Source organism: Robertmurraya siralis, from assembly GCF_005502275.1.
GTDB classification, from domain to species: domain Bacteria; phylum Bacillota; class Bacilli; order Bacillales; family Cytobacillaceae; genus Robertmurraya; species Robertmurraya siralis.
Genome location: NZ_SWLZ01000003.1, coordinates 116214 through 137329 on the forward strand (window position 1 = coordinate 116214; position 21116 = coordinate 137329).

The window sequence follows — 21116 nt, forward strand, 5'->3', positions numbered from 1 at the left end:
ATCAACAATTCCAGTTAGAAAATACTAAATTTTATGAATTTTAAAGGAGTTTATCAAAAAATGTAGAAATTGTATAACATAGATTGAAATTTTTTCCCAGGAGGTGCGGTAATGACAACCGGCATCTTACTTTATCCAAGATTTAGCGAATATGAGCTATCTGTCATTCTTTCTGTATTAACCCAAGCCAATCATCCGAAAATATTTATTGGATTAAATGATGAAGCAGTGAAGGGTGAGGCCGGTTTGACCTGTCTACCGGAAACAACTATTGAAAAAATACAGCTTGAACAATTACAAAGTCTGGTTCTCCCAGGTGTTGATGACTTTCAACATTTAATGGAAATCGAGTCGCTTTTTGAATTTATTCGCAAAGTATATGAACAGGATGCTGTCATCGGAGCCATTTCAAGTGCACCATTTTTGTTAGCGAAAGCAGGAATTTTACTCGATCGGAATTATACGACAGGGATTTCAAAGCAGGCGCGAGAATTTTTAGGGGTCTTTTCGGAAAAAGGGTACGTTGATGCTCCCTATGTGTTTGATAGAGGGATTTTGACGGCACGAGGTGCTTATTTTATCGATTTCGCCAATAAGTTCGGCCAGGTTTTAGAATTGGATTTTAATCGAAATTGGTATCGTTAGAAGTGCAGATGTAAAAACGGCTTCCGTGCTCAGCTTCGTAAAATCCAGCAAGGAACTGTTCTTTTTCAATGGCTTTGTTAAATAGAATTGTTGTTAAAATGATTTTGGGCTCATTTCATGTGAAACCAAAGTTTCACCAGATCAACACCGACATATAACAGAGCCTTTTCAATAATAATTCGCTGCTATTAGAACACAGTCTATGTCACTTTCTAAAAAGAGACGTTCATTTAACAACACTAAACGGCATTAAAAAACGAACAAGGCTTAGATGACCTTGTTCGTTTTTACATTTTATTTAAGAGGCTTTTTGAGCACTCCTAGCAAGATAGCTGAAACAACTGCACCGATCGCAATCGCCAATAAATACATGAACCAGCCACCGCTAACTAGTGGAATAACGAATAATCCGCCATGAGGAGCTTGAAGACCGATGCCAAAAAACATGGACAGACCTCCTGCTACTGCAGAGCCCGCCATCAATGATGGAATCACTCGAACCGGATCAGCTGCTGCAAAAGGAATTGCTCCCTCTGTAATAAAGGATAGACCCATAATATAGTTTACTTTACCAGCTTCACGGTCTTGTTTATTAAAGCGATTTTTGAAAATGGTTGTCGCTATCGCAATTCCAAGTGGAGGGACCATACCTGCTGCCATTATCGCTGCCATTGGCCCATAAACACCACTTGCTAATAACCCTGTTCCAAAAACATATGCCGCCTTGTTAACAGGCCCACCCATATCAAATGACATCATTAATCCAAGAATAATTCCTAATAAAACAGCATTACCTGTTCCAAGAGTAGAAAGCCAATCAGAAATACCTGTATTTAAAGCGGCAACTGGTTTATTGACAACATATAACATAATAAAACCAGTTAATGCAATTCCCAATAATGGATAGAGTAAGATCGTTTTAATCCCTTCGAGTGAAGCAGGTAAACCTGAGAAAATCCTTTTCAAACCAACTACTAAATAACCGGCGAGAAAACCAGCGACGAGACCACCGAGGAAACCGGCACCACCTGTCGCTGCGAGCATACCGCCAACCATCCCTGCTGCAAAACCTGGACGATCTGCAATGCTCATCGCAATAAAACCGGCTAAAATCGGAACCATTAACCCGAAGGCAGTACCGCCACCTATCGTATTTAACGCTTCTGCAATCGGGTGATAAGATGGATCAGATGGATCGGATGCGTTAACCCCAAACATAAAGCTTATGGCAATCAAAATCCCTCCACCGACGACAAATGGAAGCATATTGGATACACCACTCATTAGGTGTTTATAAATCATGGAAGCAGCACTGCGAGAATCTTGATTATTCTCTTGCTTCGCTCCCCCCTGTCCTTTATAAATCGGTGCATCTTGTTTGATCGCTCTTTCAATTAATTGCTGTGGCTTACGAATTCCATCAGCGACAGGAACTTCTATCACATGCTTCCCATTAAAACGGTTCATTTCCACATTTGTATCTGCTGCAACAATGACAGCAGTTGCATTTTCAATTTCTTCTTCGGTCAATATATTTTTTGCTCCGCCTGACCCATTTGTTTCAACTTTAATATCGATCCCCAGTTCCTGAGCTTTTTGTTTCAATGAATCAGCCGCCATATACGTATGAGCTATCCCTGTTGGACATCCTGTTACGGCGACGATAAAGTCATTTTTTCCACTCATCGACTGCTCTTCTACTTCTTTTTCTTGATCATATTTATTAATAATGGCAATAATTTCATCCTCAGTGCTTGCATGTAAAAGTTGCTCTCTTACTTCCCCATTCATCAAAATAGTCGAAAGTCTTGAAAGGGCTTCCAAATGGGTATCATTAGCCCCTTCAGTTGCAGCAATCATAAATACTAGATGCGCTCGCTCACCATCAAGTGATTGGTATTCAACACCAGACTGAGAGCGGCCAAACGCAATAGCGGCTTCACGAACCGCGCTCGTTTTTGCATGAGGGATAGCAATACCTTCTCCAATTCCTGTAGTACTCTGAGCTTCTCGCGTTAATATTGCCTCTTTAAACTGATTTCTGTCAGCTAATTTATTGGCTTGATCAAGAACTTCAACCAATTCTTCAATTGCTTCATTTTTTTCATTTCCACTGATGGAAAGTTTTATCGTTTCTTTTGTTAACAACTCAGTAATTCTCATAATTGTTCCCCCTTTACCTTTTCTATCTTTACTTGAGTCAATACTTCCTCTACTTTATCCTTCGTACATAAACCTAAGGAAAACGCTGTCGCGCTTCCACTTGCAACACTGTATCGAAAGGCCTCTTCATAGTCACCACTAAGCTCGTACTTAGCAATAAAGCCCGCAACCATTGAATCTCCTGCACCGACAGAACTCTTTAATTCCCCAGTTGGCGTATTAGATTTCAATGTCGTATCCTTATTAACAAAAATGGCACCTTTGTCTGCCAAAGACACGATCACATTTTTTGCTCCCATTGCCACAAGCTTTTGTGCATAAGGGATAGCTTGCTCCCCGCTCTCAATTTTCACATTGAAAAAGTCACCCAATTCATGATGATTAGGTTTAATGAGAAAAGGTTTATACATAAGGATGCTTTTGAGAAGTTCCTCTTCAGCATCGACTATCCATTTCACCTTCCTTTCCAGACAAATTTTAGCCAGCTCCTCATAAGTGTTTCGTGGCATTGAGGTTGGAATACTTCCAGCTAAAACAAGGATGTCGTTTTCGGTAAGGTTTTGAATTTTTTCCTTTAATGCTGTGAAATCACTTTCTAAGATGGCAGGACCTTTAGCATTCAGTTCCGTTTCCTCTTCAGCCTTTATTTTGACATTAATTCTCGTATCTTCATTAACATAAACAAAGTCTGTTTCAATTCCGTTTTTTTTCAGAAAATCTTCAATATAAGCTCCAGTAAAGCCCCCTATAAAGCCCAGTGCTCTACTATTGACACCAACCCTTTTTAACACTTGCGACACATTTATCCCTTTTCCACCGGGAAACTTCGATTCTGCGCTGGAGCGATTTAAGCTACCAAGTTCAACTTGATTTAATTTAACGATATAGTCTAAAGATGGATTTAACGTAACTGTGTAAATCATGATGTCACAACCTTTATAACTGTTTTTTCCTCATATTGTTTTTCAATATCGCGCTCTAACTCGTTCGTAATGATCGTTGCTGCTTCAATATCGGCAATTTTTGCGAATGCAACTTCTGTAAATTTAGAATCGTCAGCTAAAATGAATGCTTCTCGCGATAACGACATGGCTAATTCTTTTATGGTCGCTTCCTCCTGATCAGGGGTTGTAAATCCGAAATGAGGATGAATCCCGTTAACTCCCATAAAACATTTATCAAAACGATAATGCTGAAGGCTTGCCCAAGCGTCTCGACCAATGATGGCTTTTGTCGACGGTTTGACAAAGCCGCCAATTAAATATGTTTTTATATTTTTTTCTAATAACAATGGTAAATGCGTCATTCCGTTTGTGACTGCCACGATGTTTTCTGGAAGATGCGGGATCATTTCTAGAATGGTTGAACCTGCATCTAGATAAATAGAGTCACCTTCTTCGATTAATCCGACAGCAAATTTTGCGATTTTTTGTTTTGCTTGATGGTTTATGGATGATTTTTCAATCATGGTCGGTTCCTGTAATTTGCCTTGTAGTTTTGCTGCACCACCATGAACCCTCTTTAAAAATTTTCTATTCTCTAGATATGTTAAATCTCTGCGAATCGTTGATTCGGATGAAGCGGTAAGTTCAACGAGCTCGTGAATTTTCACTGTATTTTTCTCTTTTAACAGCTTTAAAATTTTTTCGTGTCGTTCAGCTTCTAACAAGAAACCACCTCCATTGAAGCGTTTTCATCTTTCATGTTTCTATCATACTGCAATACTCAACCAAAATCAATCATTTTCAATCAATTTTAATCAAAAACAATCATTTTCTTTCAAAAATCTTGTCATTCAATTGTTTCTAATAACGAGAAATGGTAGCATATATATGCTTCATTAATTAATAAGAGAGGTTTTATCCATGGCTAAAATAAAAACTTTTTACCGTGATTTCTTCATTATTCTCATTCTCATCATTTTGTTTTTTGGCCTATTTGGTACCATAAACGATCGAGTGATTCTTTTAATTTCAAACACAACAGTGCAAGATTTGTCGGCAAGTGCGCTCTTCCATAAAATTTTGTTTGCACTTCAAGCATTAGCACTGCTTGCAATCATATTCGTCATTTATAAAAATGGGTTACCTATTAAACGAGAAGGGAAAGAATTGACGAAAAAATCGATGGCAACCATTTTGACGGTTTCATTCATCTTTATTGTCTTTCCTTATGCTGTGCTGATATTGCTGTAATATTTCGTTTTTTATAAAATGAACAGCATAAAATATCCATTCCTCTGACAAACTAACAATGAGAAATAGGAAGGAGGACATCGGATGGATATTAAACGTATCAAACAAATATTATCTTCTTCGGCAGATATTGAAGTTCATTATAATGGTGCATCAGTTTGGATTGATCAGCTTAATGAAGATGGACAAACTGCAACCGTCCATTTAAGAGGACCTTTAAAAGAAAGAACTACCGTCGAAATTTCTGAATTAAAGGAAGTATGAGTAAATAGTAACAATTTGCCTAACCTGAAATCATATGGTAAAATAAAAATCAATATATTGATTTTATCTTCTTAGATTCCACTACATATAGGGTTAGTTTCCTACTTGAACACCGTCTCTTTTATCCGTTCCCCTAGGAACGGTTTTTTTTTAGGTATTTTCACCTATTCCGCCGCCAATAAATGAATATGTATAAAAGGGAGTCCTATCGTTGACAATAAGACTCCCAAAAGAATTATTATCTTCCAACAAACATTTGTGTCCAATGATTTCCATTTTGTTCATATCCTACGCCAATATGAGTAAAAGAAGAATTTAAAATGTTAGCGCGGTGTCCTTCACTATTCATCCAGGCTTGAACAACTTCCTGTGGTGTTCTTTGTCCTTGAGCAATGTTCTCACCAGCTGATTTATAAGTGACGCCAAAATCCCTCATCATATCAAACGGCGAACCATACGTTGGACTCGTATGTGAAAAATAATTATTCGCCTGCATATCTTGAGATTTTTTCAAAGCAACACTACTAATTTTCGCATCCGCCTTTAATGCTGGTAAGCCGCTTTTTGCACGCTCTTGGTTCGTCAAATCAATAACTTGTTGGGCATATTCACTAATATTTCCTGTTTCACCCTGTGCTTGCTCCTGTTGTTTTGGTTGTTCTGGTTGTTGCTGTGCTGGCCGTTGCTGTGCTGGTTGTTGCTGTGACGGCTGTTGCTGTGACGGCTGTTGCTGCGCTGGCTGTTGCTGCGCTGGCTGTTGCTGTGACGGCTGTTGCTGCGCTGGCTGCCTTTGGATTTGTTGTTGAGCTTGTTGCTTAGCTTGCTGACGTAGTTGTGGTGTTAATTGACCGAATCTTGCTTTTAATTGTTCTTCAAGCTGCTTCTGAATTGAAGCCAAATCATTTCCATCATCTGTAGTAAAAGAAAATTTTGCATCTTGAATCAAGACAGCTTTTGTATGTGGATATTTATCACTGTTAATGCTTGTGTTAGAAGCAGAAATATCGACATTGTCATTGCGACGATTGACTCGATTTCTACCTTGAAACCCTACATCATTAGCGACATTGTCAATAAAGTTGTTTCCTTCTTCCCAATTACGCTCAAAAAAACCACGATTATTGTCAGCGTCATTGCGAACAGGAATCCTACCTGCTCTGCCGTCATTTGATGGATCATAGGCAACGTTGTCATTACCTACTCCACATGCCGCAAGGCTGAATAGCAATACGGAAGTCAGTACAACACTTGATGTTTTCTTTATCAATTAAAACCCCTCCTTTATAAAATGTACTAACTACTTCCTTAGTTTTAATGGAAGAGAGTGATAATATAGGTGGTAATTATCACGTTAAATGGAAAACATCTTTATAAAAAACACAATTAGCAATACATATAACTAAAACTTTGTTGCCATTTTCCATTAAATTTAGTTACATATTCGTTATAGATGTAATAAACTGCCCTTCTTTTACACTCTGTCAACCCCAAATTAGTTGTAATTTATAACATTCAACCTAAATATTAACATTTTTTGATTTTACTATTTTTTTAAAAAATGTAGATATTTATTGGGTATAACACAAATGGAATAATGACCCATCTTTTTCATAGCCTTATCATGGAAAAACCTCCCTGAATTATGACAAAAATCGCATGCTAACATGTAGAGGCAAGCAAAACACAAGATTCTAGGAGGCTATACCATATGAAAAAGAAATTCATCATACCAATCGCTGCTTCTGCCGCTCTTTTATTTACCTCGGCATCAGCCATTAACGCAAATGCGGCAACTATTGAGACAAAGCGTGTTAAGAACATAACTATTTACCAACAAGGAAATTTAAATAAAGAACAATTAAATCGTTTACTTAACAAATATTTGCAAAAGAGTCAGATTAATTTCCAACTTAATCAAAAACAACCAACAAAGAACAACCAAACGGTGACGACAGATAAGCCTGTTTCTACGAAACCTGCACCAGCTCAGCAACAGACGCCAAAAAAACCGGAAACAAGCGAACAAAAACCAACAATGTCCAACACTCAAGCAAGTGCCTTTGAACAAAAAGTGGTCGATTTAACTAATGAAGAGCGCTCTAAAAATGGGCTTCCTGCCTTGAAGATTGATGAAAATTTGAGCAAAGTTGCAAGAGCAAAATCTGAGGACATGAAAACGATGGGCTATTTCAGCCACACAAGCCCAAACTATGGTTCTCCTTTTGATATGATGAAGCGATTCGGAATTACTTATCGTTCTGCTGGAGAAAATATTGCCATGGGACAGCGTTCACCTGAAGAGGTCGTGCAGGCGTGGATGAATAGTGAAGGACATCGAGCCAATATTTTAAATTCTTCCTTTACCCATATCGGCGTTGGCTATGTAGCGAATGGGAATTACTGGACACAAATGTTTATTAGTAAATAATAGCTTGTAAAAAATATAATTTAACTCTGTCAATTCAATTATCGATAAAGGGATTTTAGAGGATACCTCTTAATCCCTTTTCTTTTTGCCTCAAAGGATCGCTAGAAGATCGTTTTCTGTAGATGCTGAGTTTTGTACCTGTCCTCATGAGCTATCTAAAAAATCAAAATTAAATTCCGACAGTCAACTTGCCTCATACAACTGATTAATTTCTTTCAACGTCTTTTTCATAAAAGAAATATCCGCGGCAATGAAAGTTTTTGTCGAAACAACAAAAAAACTGTCGGCAAACTCGATTTGAACGAGTCTATCGGCAGTTTGACCAACAGATGAGTGCTGTAAATTTTTTAGCACCTAATTCTTTTAATTACATTGGCAGTCTGTTAATGTATAGCTTTTAACAGCATACCCTTTTTTTCGTAAGAAACGGATACTGATATTTTTTTCAAGTGAAGTGGCAGCGACAACATGTATTTGTTTACCCGGAATTTCATGAAAATATCTATTTAAATACGCCACTGGTATATTAATTGCTGCTTGGGTAACGTCTTTATATGATTGATTATAATCCCGAACATCAACGATCGTTGTGCTATTCTCATCTATTTCTAACATTTGTAGACAACGTACTCCCCATACGGGTAGATACCGATAAAGATTTAAGACAAGAACTATACAAACTATCAGAATAAAAATCGTCATTCTATCCCCACCTGTAAGCAAAAGTTGTGCGCAGACATAAATAATTTTAAACACTTCTTATCGATAGGTCAATTTAATCATTATGGCCTGCTAAAACTTACTAGCAAGTATAGAGATATTTAAAGTTATTTTCGAACAGCGACACCGCTTAAATATTGCAGCCAAGCATAGACCCCAATTTTAACCGTTTCAGCAACAATTGAATCCTTCGTAGGATCGAGACAAACAAAATCAATATGGTTAACCTCTTGACGTGTCCCGATCTCAAACAAAATATCAAACAATTCTTGGGAGTTCATGCCACCTGGAGTCGAGGCTGGAACACCAGGTGCAACGGAAATATCCAGAACATCCATATCAACAGTTACATAAATTCTATCGACTTCCTGTGCCAAGTATTCGAGCGACCTCTTTATCGTATGCACCAAACCTTGATTTCTTGCTTCATTTAACGGAACTAGCTTAATTTCTTTTTCCCGCGCGTAGTCAACAAGAGACTTTGCATTAAAAAAACCATGCAAGCCAATATTAATAATATGCCTGCCCTCAACAACATTTCCATCAATTAGTTGTCGGATTGGTGTTCCATTTGCTGGTCCAAGCTCACTTGGATCCCTTACATCTAGGTGAGTGTCTAATTGAAGAATACCGATTTTCTCCTCGGGATATTGTTTTTTTATGCCACGGATGGCACAAGCAGTTACGGAGTGATCACCTCCGATGAGAGAAGTGACAGAGCGCGCATATTTTTTAACTAAATGGAAGGTTGCAGCCTCTATTCTCTCATGAGAAAGGAGAATATCAGTCGTATGCATTTGAACATCTCCAGCATCTGCCACGTTAAGCTTTGTTAAATCAATATTCTTTTCAATTTGATAGGTAGCAAACTTCTTCCACATTCTCCTAAATTCATCTGGATATTGAGATGCGCCTGAAACACTTATCGATGAACGGGAAATTGGCGCACCATAAAGAACTACATCTGGATATGAGGACATTTCCTCTAGTGGAACGACCCATTGATGAACAAATTGCTTATCTACCGTGCTGTTGTTAGTCCATTTCCATTCAGGGGAATGCAACCAATGCCCATTCATTCATTTGACACCACCTTAACACCTTTTTTCCAAACACTTTTCACGTGGTTAACACCAAATAAATATTGCAGTTCACGATAATCCTTTACATTCCAGACAACTATATCTGCCTGTTTTCCCTTCTCTAATGAGCCAGCGACGTCTTGACGGTTTATGGCACAAGCGGCATTATAAGTTGCTGCTGTCAAAGCTTCTGCTGGTGTTAGACGCATCGTAATACAAGCAAGGTTCATTACTAAAGGCATCGACGTGGTTGGAGATGAGCCAGGATTACAATCAGTTGAAATGGCAACCGGTACTCCTGCATCGATCATTTTTCTCCCTTTAGCAGCTTCTTCTCTCAAATAAAGAGCTGTTGCCGGCAGGAGACAAGCGATGACCCCGGCCTTAGCCATCATTTCAATCCCATGATCAGACGCTTTAAGCAAATGCTCAGCAGAAATAGCGCCAACTTTCGCGGCAAGCTCAGCTCCCCTGTAAGGTTCGATTTCATCAGCGTGTATTTTCGGGATGAGTCCGTATTTTTTTCCAGCTTCTAAAATCCTTTCAGATTGCTCAGGAGTATAGACTCCTTTTTCACAAAAAACATCGTTAAACTCTGCTAACTTCTCTTTTGCAATAATGGGAAGCATTTCCTCAATTAACAAATCAACAAACTGCTCTTCTTTGCCTCTGTATTCTGGCGGAACTGCATGTGCCCCCATAAATGTCGGAACAAGATCGATCTGATGTTCTTTTTGCAGCTTTTTCATCACTCTTAATTGCTTTAATTCCGTCTCAAGGTCCATTCCATAACCACTTTTTCCTTCAATTGTTGTCACTCCATGCTGTAAAAAAGAGTTAAGTCTCCTTGAAGTCTGCTCAAACAATTCCATTTCTGATGCTTCCCGTGTCATCCTTGCTGTTGCATGAATCCCACCGCCAGCATTCATAATTTCCATATAAGTTGCACCTTCAAGGCGCATCTCAAATTCTCGTTCTCTGCTTCCCCCATAGACGACATGGGTGTGAGGATCAACTAGACCAGGTGTCACCAACAAATGATTTGCATCAAAGATTTCAGCTTCATGGAGGCGATTTTCGTACCGTTGCTTAATTTCTTCAGTCGTTGCAACTGCTTCAATCAATCCATTCTCAATCCAAATACTTCCATTTTCGATTATACCCAAATTAGACATCGCTTCTTTTGAACGGGGACCTTGTTGTTCGCTTGCAAGAGTAACCAGTTGAGATGCATTTTTGATCCAAAGAGGTTTTGTCATTATTGCCCAGCCTCCTTCTCAAGCATCGGCATGCGAATTCCTTTTTCTCGAGCAGTCTTCTTCGCTAATTCATAGCCAGCATCCGCGTGTCGAACTACACCCATGCCCGGGTCTGTCGTAAGCACTCTTTTAATCCGTTCCTCCGCTTCCTTTGTTCCATCAGCAACAATGACAACTCCCGCATGCTGGGAATAACCCATGCCGACTCCGCCACCATGATGAACGGAAACCCAAGTAGCCCCGCCTACCGCATTAATGAGAGCGTTTAAAATCGGCCAATCGGATACGGCATCAGAGCCATCAAGCATAGCCTCTGTCTCTCTGTTTGGTGAAGCAACTGACCCAGAATCTAAATGGTCTCTACCGATAACAATCGGGGCTGAGATTTCACCACTAGCTACCATGTCATTGATAATTTTGCCAAAATGCACTCTTTCCCCGTATCCAAGCCAACAAATCCGTGAAGGCAGACCTTGAAACTGAATCTTATCCTGAGCCATGCGAATCCAATTACATAAATGCTCGTTGTCAGCAAATTCTCTAAGGATAGCTGCGTCCGTCTTATAAATATCCTCTGGATCTCCTGATAAAGCTGCCCAACGGAACGGACCTTTCCCGACGCAAAATTGCGGACGTATATAAGCTGGGACAAAGCCCGGAAAGTCAAAAGCATTCTCTACCCCTTCATCCTTCGCTACTTGACGTATATTATTGCCGTAATCAAATGTGATAGCACCTTTGTTCATCATTTTTAACATTGCTTTTACATGTTTCGCCATAGAACTTTTCGCTGCTTTTACGTATCTTTCTGGATTTTCAACCCTTAAACGTGCAGCTTCTTCTAAAGTCATCTGTGATGGAATATAACCGTTTAACGGATCATGAGCAGAAGTCTGATCGGTTAAAATATCTGGAATAAAGCCTCTGCTGAGCATTTCTGGCAAAACATCTGCTGCATTTCCTAATAAACCTATTGAAAGCGCCTTTCCTTCTTTTTTTGCCGCTGCTGCTAATTGTAATGCTTCCTCCAATGAATTCGTCTTAATATCGGTATACTTCGTTTCTAATCTCCGAGCAATTCTTGTTTCATCCACTTCAACTGCAATACAAACACCACCATTCATTGTCACCGCGAGAGGTTGAGCACCTCCCATTCCGCCCAATCCAGCAGTAACTGTTACCGTATGCTGTAATGAACCGTTGAAATGCTGCTTTGCTAACTCGGCAAAGGTTTCATATGTTCCTTGAACAATACCTTGCGATCCTATATAAATCCAGCTTCCTGCTGTCATTTGTCCATACATCATTAAACCCTTTTTATCTAATTCATGAAATGTATCCCAGTTCGCATAAGCAGGGACAAGATTGGAATTGGCGATGAGAACTCTCGGGGCATCGGTATGTGTTTTGAAAATCGCTACTGGCTTCCCTGACTGGATCATTAACGTTTCATCAGCTTCCAATTTTTTCAATGACTCAACGATCGTATCAAAGGCTTCCCAATTTCGTGCTGCTTTGCCAATTCCTCCATACACAACCAAATCCTCTGGACACTCAGCAACCTCTGTATCTAAATTATTCATCAGCATCCTCAGAGCTGCTTCCTGCTGCCAGCCTTTTGTATTTAGTTCCGTTCCTCGATAGCGAATAACTTTGCTTCTAGTCTTCATTTCTTCTCCTCCTTAATTTCAAAAATCATGTTATTTCAACATGTTTCGACTTTAAAATTCACTTTTTTTTCGTAATAGAGACGGATGTTTTCAACCAGTCTTCTGCAACAGAAATGTCCTTAGCAAAAACCCTATCTTTTTCAATAAAAGGAATTTTCTTTCTCCCTTCTTCAAGGATATCTTTTGTGATTGGACTCATTTTTTCCTTCCCTTTTATTTCTGCTGCCTGCATTGCACAAATTAATTCGATCGCTAAAACACGCCTCGTATTTGCAATAATCTGATAGGCATGTCTTGACCCAATCGTTCCCATACTGACATGATCCTCTTGATTAGCAGACGATGGAATCGAATCTACACTTGCCGGATGTGCCAATGTCTTATTCTCTGAAACGAGTGATGCTGCACAATATTGCATAATCATCGCCCCTGATTGCAGCCCTGGTTCAGGACTTAAAAAAGGAGGTAAATCATTCAATTGTGGATTCACTAATCTTTCGATCCTTCGCTCAGATATATTGGCGAGCTCGGCAATCGCTATACCGAGAAAGTCCATTGCAAAGGCAATCGGCTGCCCATGGAAATTGCCTCCTGAAATAACCTTTTTTCCACCTTCAAAAATAAGCGGATTATCTGTTGCAGCATTCATTTCAATTTCTAATTTTTCTTTCACATAATTTAATACTTGCCAAGTTGCCCCATGTACCTGTGGAATGCATCTTAAAGAATAGGCGTCTTGCACTCTAATTTCCCCTTGTTTTGTCACAAGCTTGCTCCCAGCAAGCAGCTCCCTCATTCTCTCAGCTACCCTTATTTGCTCTGGATAACCGCGGGCAATTTGGACATCCTGATCAAAAGCATCAATGATGCCATTTAATCCTTCCATTGTCATAGCAGCAATCATTTCAGATTGATAGGCCAATTTTTCTGCTTCTAAATATCCGACAATTCCCATTGCTGTCATCGCTTGTGTTCCATTAATTAAAGCAAGCCCTTCTTTCGCTGTTAACGTAATCGGAAAAATCCCTTCTTTCGTCATTGCCTTTAAAGCCTCGACTCTATGGCCTTTGTAAAATACTTCACCTTCTCCCAACAACGGAAGAACTAAATGGGAGAGTGGAGCTAAATCCCCACTCGCCCCCAATGAACCCTGCTGAGGGACGACTGGATGAATCCCCTTATTGACAAACTCAAGCAATCTTTCAATTACTATCCTGCGAACGCCAGAGTACCCTTTTAAAAGGGCATTCGCCCTTAGGACTAGCATCGCTCTTGAAACGCTTTCTGGAAAAACTTCTCCAACACCTACTGCATGCGAATGAATTAGGTTCAGTTGCAGTTCTTCAACATGCTCCTTATTGATTAATACATCACTAAATTTTCCAAAACCTGTCGTAATCCCATAGACAACTCGGTTATCTTTAACAATTTTTTCAACTGCAGCTCGGCTTTCTTCGACTTTCTCCCAGCTCTCTTCAGAAACTGATACACTTTTTTGCTCCAAGAGAATTTTCTTCATTTGTTTTAACGTCAATGTATTTCCTGTTAAAATCACCATATATCCACCTGCTTCCGTTGTATTCCTTTACCAAGATAAAGCGCCACATAAAAAAGGAGCCATACACGTAAAATCAAATTTTTGATTTAGCGTGTACAGCCCCCTAGTATCTAATTGCTCTGGGCATTCTTTATGCAATTGGTTGTCTGAATCATGTAAGAATCAATATTAAAACTGGAAAAACATATTGATATTGTTTAAATTTTGCCAACGCATCCACTCAAATATGATTGATTCCAAGTCCTAATGTTTCATGCTCTAAACCTCGAACTGGTGCTCCAATCGTTCCATAGATGGCGACTGCAATCCACTCGCCTTCTGCTTCATCTTCGTATGGATTGCCTCGCACCACGGCAAAGCGCAACCCGACCGTTCTCATCACTGAACCTAGCTGCATTTGCCCACGAGTTATTCCATGGAGAGCTTCCATAATCGCATGGTATAAAGCATGTGTTTCCCGATAAAGCTCTTGACTTATAACTCCTTGTTGCTTTGCTGCCACTTCTATCGCAGCAACTACCTTTTGCGACTCCATCGATCCCACTTTTCCTAAACAGCTTTTCCATCCTATTTGCTCTGTTTGTTGCGAGAGCTCACGATGATCATCTGTTAGCAAAAGTAAGGTTGCATGACGTCCAATACGCTGTTCTTTCTTTAAAGCCATTGGCAACCACTCACTATACGTATTCTGACTAATATCGATTTCATTCCAAAGTTTACTTGGAATGGATTGACTCTAATATCTATTTTTAGAATATGGTAAATATTCGTATATGTCAATCGAAATCACTGTCGATGCCGACAATATTCCAGTTGGTTTCAGTGTGAAGTAGTTTCGCGGATGTATTATTGAGGAAAAGCTAGAATTCTAAAAGTCCATTCAGCTCCTCTTTTTACGTGGATGAACTAGCAAAAATAGTTTTTTGGGACAAGTACTCATAGTTAAAATTTTCTCACATACAATGTACAAGTTAAATTATTGTGGAGTGATGTATTTGAGTATAAGTCTTTTATTTAGTTATATTCTACTCGGTTTTACTCTAGCTGCTCCCATTGGCCCGGTTAATTCTGCCCGGTTGGATAAAGGAATTAAAAACGGATTTTGGCATGCGTGGATAGTCGGAGCAGGTTCGATGATTGCGGACGGTATTTTTATGCTGATCGTTTATTTGGGAATGGTCAACTTCCTTGAGATTCCCATCGTACAAATATTTCTATGGCTTTTCGGTGGATTCATTCTTCTTTATTCTGGAATCGAAGGAATTATTAACGCAGGTGTTGTTTCGCTTGATAATCGGAGTGGAAAAGACAGCCTCGGAAAATGTTTTTTAACTGGATTTATCATGTCAATCACCAGCCCTTTATCGATTTTATTTTGGCTTGGCATTTACGGTTCTGTATTAGCAAAAACAGCGCAAATGAATGGACCAGGCTCCCTGCTCCTTTACAGCAGTATGATATTTCTTGGTCTGACGCTGTGGGATCTATTAATTGCTTCACTCACAACTGGTTTACGAACATTTCTTAACTCTTATATTCTCAAATCTATTTCCATTATATCTGGTTTGTCATTAATTGGATTTGGCCTATACTTTGTTTACGAAGGAATTATTGAAATACTGTAAAATCGGACTGGGATACCTTCTTCCCAGTCCAATTTATTATTTCTCTTCTTCTTTTTCTCCCTCTTCCTTGTTGTCAGCAAGGATATCATTCATCGTCCTAAAAATTTGCGTATTCATACTTCCTTGAACGATATTTTCCAAAAAAAATTCTCCGATTAGCTTTAAATAGTCTTCATCATCAAACATTTTCCTATTTTGCAATTCCATTTCAGCCAAACCATCATACTTGGCAAGTAATGCGTATGTATAGTCATGTCCAGTAATGGGGGTCAACATTTCGACATGATGATTGTACTTTTCATTTCGATATTTTTTAATTTTTTTTGCGCATGTAAGCGCTTCTTTAAATTTCTCCTGTTTAACCTCAAATGTTTGGTAAACAAATATAGACATTTTTTCACTTCCTCTCATTTTTTCACCGGGAGCTTGGCTGATTGAATCGCTACATTTTATTATTCTTATGTAGCATCCCCTTTATTCCAAAGACTAGGCACCAGCGGAAAAATTTAGGCCGTTATCCTAGACAAACACAAATACAACATCGATAAATACAATAAAATGATAATCCAAAAACGATAACTTATTTGAGGTGAATGACATTGTTCTATCACGTGAAGGAGTTGCAGTATCACGCAAAGCCCGAAAGGCCGGACCCTTTGTTTGCCAAGCAATTACAAGAGGTTTTAGGTGGCCAATTCGGTGAAATATCCGTTGCCCTACAGTATTTATTTCAAGGCTGGAGCGTAAGAGGAAACGGAAAATATAAAGATTTACTGATGGATACCGGGACAGAAGAACTTGCCCATATTGAAATGCTCGCAACAATGATTGCCCGCCTACTTGACGGTGCCCCAGTAGGTGACTTGGAAGACGCTGCTAAAGATCCAGTTATTGGAGCAATTTTAGGTGGAATGAACCCTCAGCACGCTATTGTCTCAGGGCTTGGCGCTATGCCGGCAGACAGTGTTGGCAATCGTTGGACCGCAGATTATATCATTGCGAGCGGAAATCTATTAGCTGATTTTAGGGCAAATCTAAATGCTGAATCGCAAGGCCGGCTTCAAGCAGTAAGACTTTATGAAGCAACAAACGATCGCGGTGTTAAAGATATGCTTTCTTGGCTGATTGCCCGGGATCGGATGCATCAAAATCAATGGATCGCCGCTATTAAAGAACTAGAGGCAAAAGAAAATGTTGTCGTACCAAGCACATTCCCGAAAGAATTGGAAAAACAAGAAGTTTCTTACACTTTATTCAACTTTTCAAGAGGAAATGAAAGTGCCGCTGGAAGATGGGCTCAAGGGCCGAGCATTGATAAGCAAGGCACCTTTAATTATGTTGAAAATCCAGTTCCATTGGCAAAAAAGCCAAAATTAAAGCCTGCTCCACCTTATATTCACAACACTCTTCCTATTGTCCTTAGTGGAGGAAAAGGACTGCTGCCTCCAAATATGAAATAACCGTTTATTGCACCAAACACTCGCCCCCTTTTAACCATTAGGTTTAAAGGGTTATTTATTCTTACGCTTTTTTAAATGTCTTATGTAAAGGACAAGCAAGACGAATCCAACGAATAATATACTCACAAAAAACCCCGGTCGACTGGACCCATGGATAAGTGTTCCACTGACTGCAAGTAAAATTAATGCCATTCCCGTGAATCTTTTGACATGATCAAAACTGGTCGCATGAATAAGCCTAGGAAAGGAAACGAGAATAAAAAACCAATTATATAAAAGCATCAACCCTGCTGCTGTGGTTATATATTCATACACCTTATCAGGCATCACAAAGGAGAGGATGATCGAGGTAATGAGGCCACAAATGGTTAATCCTAAAGCATATGGCGGAACCTTTAATTTCCCCTTCCTTGAAAAAAACTTCGGTGCATCTCCATCCTCTGATAAAGTGACTAACATACTTGTTACTGCAAATAACGACGCCGCCATTGTTGAAAATCCAGCGATAATAATTCCGCCATTAAATACATGGGGAAAGAAATCTAAATGATATTTTTCGAGTGCACTAACAAATGGACTTTCATCAGCGTTAAATTTATCGATTGAAACTAATCCAGTAGCTAATACGATAGATACAAGATACACGGTTGTAAGAATGATGAGCATAATCGCTCCTGATTTCCTTGCATCTCTCTTATTTTTGAGCCTCGGTGCCATAATTCCCATGATTTCAATTCCCCCGAACGCATAAAAACCATAGATAAGAGAGGCCCATAACCCCATCATCCCTTTAGGGAGAAAATCCTCCACCGTACCATGAATGATAAAATCATTTTTGCTTCCACCAAACAGACCAAATAGGACAGCAACTGCCAAAATGATGAACATAAAAATAGCCGCTATTTTAACAATGGCAAACATATTTTGTGCTCGTTCGAACCCCTTTGTCCCAATTACGACGACAATAACTCCCAAAATCGCATATCCCGCTGCAAATATCCAAAGCGGTAGATTTGGAAACCAAAACCTGGATAAGATTGAAAGAGCAGTTAGCTGACTTCCGGTAATTAACATCTCAGAAAACCAATAGACCCAACCGCTACTAAAACCAGCCCAACTACCGTAGGCTTTTTTCGCATATGAACGAAAGGAGCCTTTTTGTGGATCCTTTGAAGACATTTTCATTAATGCATCCGAGACAATAAATGTTCCTAAACCTGCCAACAGAAACGTAATTAATATCGATGGTCCGGCCATCTTAATCCCAATTCCAGAACCAAGAAAATATCCCGTTCCAATAATACAGCCAACACCAATCAATGAAAGCTGCCACCAAGCTAATTTTTTCACACTTTTTTTGGAATCGTTATTATTAGTTAGACTCCCTGCACGTTCTGGTATCTCCATAAAGGTGTCCCTCCCCATATCATCCCAAATTATTATTCACATCCTCCTGCTGATTATGTAAGGCCTGATAAACATTTTAAGATACATAATATTCATAGCCGTACCGAATACTATTGAAATATTCAATATTTTCAAAAAGGGAAGAACAGTATTTGTTTTGCCACATAAAGAGTTACAGGATAATGTAAAACTTAACTACTTCCAAAAAATACAGATCAGTTCTTGGTAGACAATTTAAAGAAATCTCAGCAAGGGTGCAATATTGTTGAACGATGAAATTGTAGAGGAGAACAGAAGGAATTGCGATATGCTACTGGATATTGGAGCAGAAAGGATGACAGTACAGGGCTATCCTTGGACTTTTTGCTACACGATTGCAAGCGGCAGATTGCTCCCTGATTTCCTGGCAAATTTACATGCCGAAAGCTAAGATCGCCTTCAAGTTGTTAAGTCAAAAAAAGAGCAATCACAGATATTGAAGAGTGAGAGCTCTGTTGTATTTTCCAATTTTCTCCAAATACAATGCATCAAAATCAATGGATTGCAACAATCGAAGAACTAGAACAGAACATGATTCCAATTATTCCAAGTACGTTCTCAACGGAACTTGTCAGCAAGTAGTTTCCCACTGCAAGCAAACTTGAATGGGTTATGCACGAAGATTTATCAGCGTAGCTTTCTTCATTTGACTTATCTTAGGAAGTTTCAACGCGTTTTCAATTCATCACCAGCTCAAGCAGAAACGGAGGTCATTCACGTCATCTGCTTTCCAGCCACTGCGCAATGAGTTGTGCTGGCTCCGTGGAACAAATTTCGCTGTGATATTTTTCAATTTGATATTGATATTTTTGCAGGAGCTTTTCTTCTTTCAGAATCGAAAAAACCTGATCAAGCACGCGTTTCTTTTTCAAGTGAAAAACTAGGCCGTATTCCTTTAGATGCTCTAAATTAATCTGCTCTTGTCCTGGTAAAGCATGATAGATAAAAATGGGCTTTCTTTTATAAATACATTCACTTATTGTGACACCTCCTGGTTTCGTTATAATCGCATCCATTTCATCATACAATTGATTCATTTTTTCCATGTTAGCAATGAACGGATATGCCTCTATGTAGTCAATTTTTAACGAAGAAATTTTTTTATAGAGCTCTTTATTTTTTCCACAGAGAACAATTAGCTTTAACTTGTTGGGATAGTGATTGATTAAATCCTCTAACAATTCTTCGATCGCTCCAATACCAAGATTTCCACCTGAAACCACCACTGTAAAAGTTTGATTGCAGGAAGGCAATTTCGTCGCTGTCAGTTTTGTAATCTTGTTATGAACAGGGATGCCAGTAATAAAAATTTGTTCCTCTCTCACTCCTTTTTCCATAAGAAGCTCCTTCATTTCAGCAGTCGGAACAAAGTGTTGATCAATACAATCTATTCCCCATAATTGGTGAATAAAATAATCTGTATATACATTAATGATTGGTGTTTTAATTTCCGCTTTTTGTTTGAGGTAATTTAACATATAAGAAGGCAAAGAATGGGTACAAACAATAACATCGGGATCCGTTTCTGCAATAAGTTTTTTCATAAAGCGTAAAAAAAGAAACTCGTAAGCTCGATAACGTTTTTCTTTTTGCGGTTCCTTATACACTGTATTTTGATAAATTAAATTATAAACTGTAGGAAAGCTCGCGATCCAATTGATATAAAATTTGGAAATAAATTTTTCAACTTTTCCGTAACCATAGGCCAGAATATCCTTTTTTTCGCACTTTAAAGCTGGATTTACTCTTTCGATGCTATCTATAAGAGCATTTGCAACTTGATGATGTCCTGAAGGTATTTGTAAAAAAGGTAAAAAGAGTACTGTTTTCTCATAATTTCCCATTGTACTTTCCTCTAATCTATATCGACTTTATACTCTATATAATTTGCTTAGTTTAGCCGTAGACATAAATAAGTAATTTGGCCTCTGTTTTTTTAACACATCATTCAACTTAACACTTTCATGAGATAGGACGCCTATGGGAAGAAAACTTAAAGTTTTATACCATTTATAAACAGGGTTTATAATCTCGATAATTTCAAAACCAAGCCGTTCACAACCTTTATTTAAAAGCGTAATTCCTATGATTCCTTTAACATTATGAGCTGAAAAATGATGGCGTATATAAAACTCTAAACCCGGAAGTGAATTTTGCACATGACGATAAATGATCTTTGCCTTTCTTAGTTCACTTTTTATTTCCTTCATTTCCATTAAAAGGCGGACATTGTGAAGGTGAATTTTTACTAATGTATCGTTTTTATTTATACGCGTACCATCTGAAAGGACAATATTCCTTCCTTTATACTTAGTCAATCGAATCCTAAAAATATTGTCTCCTTTATCTGAGACATATTTTAAACGTGTGCAAGAATAATAAATCGGATCAATTTTTTGCCAAAACGAAAAAATAAAGCCTCTCACTAATGGTCTCTCCTTTAAAACTTACAAATAGATAATAGGATGTTTTTTCGTCACCATAATTAGTTTCTAAAGTAAAGCTTGATCCTATCCTTAAGGAAGCAAATTTTTTTACAGAAGCATTTTTTAATACTGGTGCTGGTTTTAGTTCATTTTGGTATTACCGAAAGACTTACCT

Annotated in this window: 21 protein-coding genes; 7 read left to right on the plus strand and 14 right to left on the minus strand. The window is 38.7% G+C overall.

All coding sequences use genetic code 11. The features are described 5' to 3' along the window. Positions 1-111: 111 nt before the first annotated feature. The gene (locus FCJ93_RS05545) at positions 112-645 is read left to right on the plus strand and encodes a DJ-1/PfpI family protein (RefSeq protein WP_095306329.1); all 534 of its coding nucleotides are present in this window, start codon (positions 112-114) and stop codon (positions 643-645) included. 294 nt (positions 646-939) lie between these two features. On the opposite strand, the gene FCJ93_RS05550 is transcribed toward FCJ93_RS05545, so the two are convergent. The 3 genes from FCJ93_RS05550 to FCJ93_RS05560 are packed head-to-tail and all read right to left on the minus strand — an operon-like array spanning position 940 to position 4477. Further along, positions 940-2808, minus strand: coding sequence for a PTS fructose transporter subunit IIABC (locus FCJ93_RS05550; RefSeq protein WP_095306330.1), 1869 nt, complete (start codon positions 2806-2808; stop codon positions 940-942). Then, positions 2805-3731, minus strand: coding sequence for a 1-phosphofructokinase (gene pfkB / locus FCJ93_RS05555; RefSeq protein WP_095306331.1), 927 nt, complete (start codon positions 3729-3731; stop codon positions 2805-2807). Before pfkB ends, FCJ93_RS05550 begins: the two co-directional genes overlap by 4 nt. Continuing rightward, positions 3728-4477, minus strand: coding sequence for a DeoR/GlpR family DNA-binding transcription regulator (locus FCJ93_RS05560; protein WP_137743105.1), 750 nt, complete (start codon positions 4475-4477; stop codon positions 3728-3730). The genes pfkB and FCJ93_RS05560 overlap by 4 nt, the downstream gene beginning before the upstream one ends. A 196-nt stretch (positions 4478-4673) precedes the next feature. Here FCJ93_RS05560 and FCJ93_RS05565 point away from each other — a divergent pair, with 196 nt between their 5' ends. Further along, a complete protein-coding gene (locus FCJ93_RS05565) occupies positions 4674-5003 on the plus strand; it encodes a hypothetical protein (RefSeq protein WP_095306333.1) in 330 nt (109 codons plus the stop codon). An 84-nt stretch (positions 5004-5087) separates the two neighbouring features. Next, positions 5088-5267 (plus strand): H-type small acid-soluble spore protein, encoded by a 180-nt coding sequence (locus tag FCJ93_RS05570; protein WP_137743106.1) that lies wholly within the window; start codon positions 5088-5090, stop codon positions 5265-5267. A 238-nt stretch (positions 5268-5505) separates the two neighbouring features. Here FCJ93_RS05570 and FCJ93_RS05575 read toward each other — a convergent pair whose 3' ends face one another. Further along, positions 5506-6534, minus strand: coding sequence for a CAP domain-containing protein (locus FCJ93_RS05575; protein WP_373315028.1), 1029 nt, complete (start codon positions 6532-6534; stop codon positions 5506-5508). A gap of 441 nt (positions 6535-6975) precedes the next feature. On the opposite strand from FCJ93_RS05575, the gene FCJ93_RS05580 reads away from it, so the two are divergent. Further along, positions 6976-7695, plus strand: coding sequence for a CAP domain-containing protein (locus tag FCJ93_RS05580; RefSeq protein ID WP_095306335.1), 720 nt, complete (start codon positions 6976-6978; stop codon positions 7693-7695). Between the two features lie 363 nt (positions 7696-8058). Here the strand turns inward: FCJ93_RS05580 and FCJ93_RS05585 are convergent, their stop codons facing one another. From FCJ93_RS05585 to hutP, 6 genes are all read right to left on the minus strand, one after another. Continuing rightward, positions 8059-8397: a rhodanese-like domain-containing protein gene (locus tag FCJ93_RS05585; protein WP_095306336.1), complete on the minus strand. Its 339-nt coding sequence runs from the start codon at positions 8395-8397 to the stop codon at positions 8059-8061. 125 nt (positions 8398-8522) lie between these two features. Continuing rightward, positions 8523-9494, minus strand: a complete 972-nt coding sequence (locus FCJ93_RS05590; RefSeq protein ID WP_095306337.1) for an agmatinase family protein — start codon at positions 9492-9494, stop codon at positions 8523-8525. Further along, complete coding sequence (gene hutI / locus FCJ93_RS05595; protein ID WP_137743107.1) at positions 9491-10756, minus strand: imidazolonepropionase; 1266 nt, start codon at positions 10754-10756, stop codon at positions 9491-9493. Before hutI ends, FCJ93_RS05590 begins: the two co-directional genes overlap by 4 nt. Then, a complete protein-coding gene (hutU, locus tag FCJ93_RS05600) occupies positions 10756-12426 on the minus strand; it encodes a urocanate hydratase (RefSeq protein ID WP_137743108.1) in 1671 nt (556 codons plus the stop codon). Before hutU ends, hutI begins: the two co-directional genes overlap by 1 nt. 58 nt (positions 12427-12484) lie before the next feature. After that, positions 12485-13984 (minus strand): histidine ammonia-lyase, encoded by a 1500-nt coding sequence (gene hutH / locus FCJ93_RS05605; protein ID WP_137743109.1) that lies wholly within the window; start codon positions 13982-13984, stop codon positions 12485-12487. 220 nt (positions 13985-14204) lie between these two features. Next, complete coding sequence (hutP, locus tag FCJ93_RS05610; RefSeq protein WP_095306356.1) at positions 14205-14648, minus strand: hut operon transcriptional regulator HutP; 444 nt, start codon at positions 14646-14648, stop codon at positions 14205-14207. A 331-nt stretch (positions 14649-14979) separates the two neighbouring features. Here hutP and FCJ93_RS05615 point away from each other — a divergent pair, with 331 nt between their 5' ends. After that, complete coding sequence (locus FCJ93_RS05615) at positions 14980-15609, plus strand: LysE family transporter (RefSeq protein WP_095306357.1); 630 nt, start codon at positions 14980-14982, stop codon at positions 15607-15609. Positions 15610-15645: 36 nt separating this feature from the next. Here the strand turns inward: FCJ93_RS05615 and FCJ93_RS05620 are convergent, their stop codons facing one another. Then, positions 15646-16002 carry a hypothetical protein gene (locus tag FCJ93_RS05620; protein ID WP_095306358.1) on the minus strand — a complete coding sequence of 119 codons (357 nt, stop codon included), beginning with the start codon at positions 16000-16002 and terminating at the stop codon, positions 15646-15648. Positions 16003-16208: 206 nt separating this feature from the next. Here FCJ93_RS05620 and FCJ93_RS05625 point away from each other — a divergent pair, with 206 nt between their 5' ends. Next, positions 16209-17069, plus strand: coding sequence for a manganese catalase family protein (locus tag FCJ93_RS05625; protein ID WP_095306359.1), 861 nt, complete (start codon positions 16209-16211; stop codon positions 17067-17069). Between the two features lie 51 nt (positions 17070-17120). Here the strand turns inward: FCJ93_RS05625 and FCJ93_RS05630 are convergent, their stop codons facing one another. Next, entirely contained in the window at positions 17121-18476 is a 1356-nt protein-coding gene (locus FCJ93_RS05630; protein ID WP_137743111.1) for an amino acid permease, read from the minus strand. 265 nt (positions 18477-18741) lie between these two features. On the opposite strand from FCJ93_RS05630, the gene FCJ93_RS05635 reads away from it, so the two are divergent. Continuing rightward, complete coding sequence (locus FCJ93_RS05635; protein ID WP_137743112.1) at positions 18742-18906, plus strand: ferritin family protein; 165 nt, start codon at positions 18742-18744, stop codon at positions 18904-18906. 328 nt (positions 18907-19234) lie between these two features. Here the strand turns inward: FCJ93_RS05635 and FCJ93_RS05640 are convergent, their stop codons facing one another. Both FCJ93_RS05640 and FCJ93_RS05645 read right to left on the minus strand, forming a co-directional pair. Then, positions 19235-20359 (minus strand): MGDG synthase family glycosyltransferase, encoded by a 1125-nt coding sequence (locus FCJ93_RS05640; protein WP_137743113.1) that lies wholly within the window; start codon positions 20357-20359, stop codon positions 19235-19237. A 27-nt stretch (positions 20360-20386) separates the two neighbouring features. Next, positions 20387-20941 carry a YkoP family protein gene (locus FCJ93_RS05645; protein WP_095306363.1) on the minus strand — a complete coding sequence of 185 codons (555 nt, stop codon included), beginning with the start codon at positions 20939-20941 and terminating at the stop codon, positions 20387-20389. Between the last annotated feature and the right edge of the window lie 175 nt (positions 20942-21116).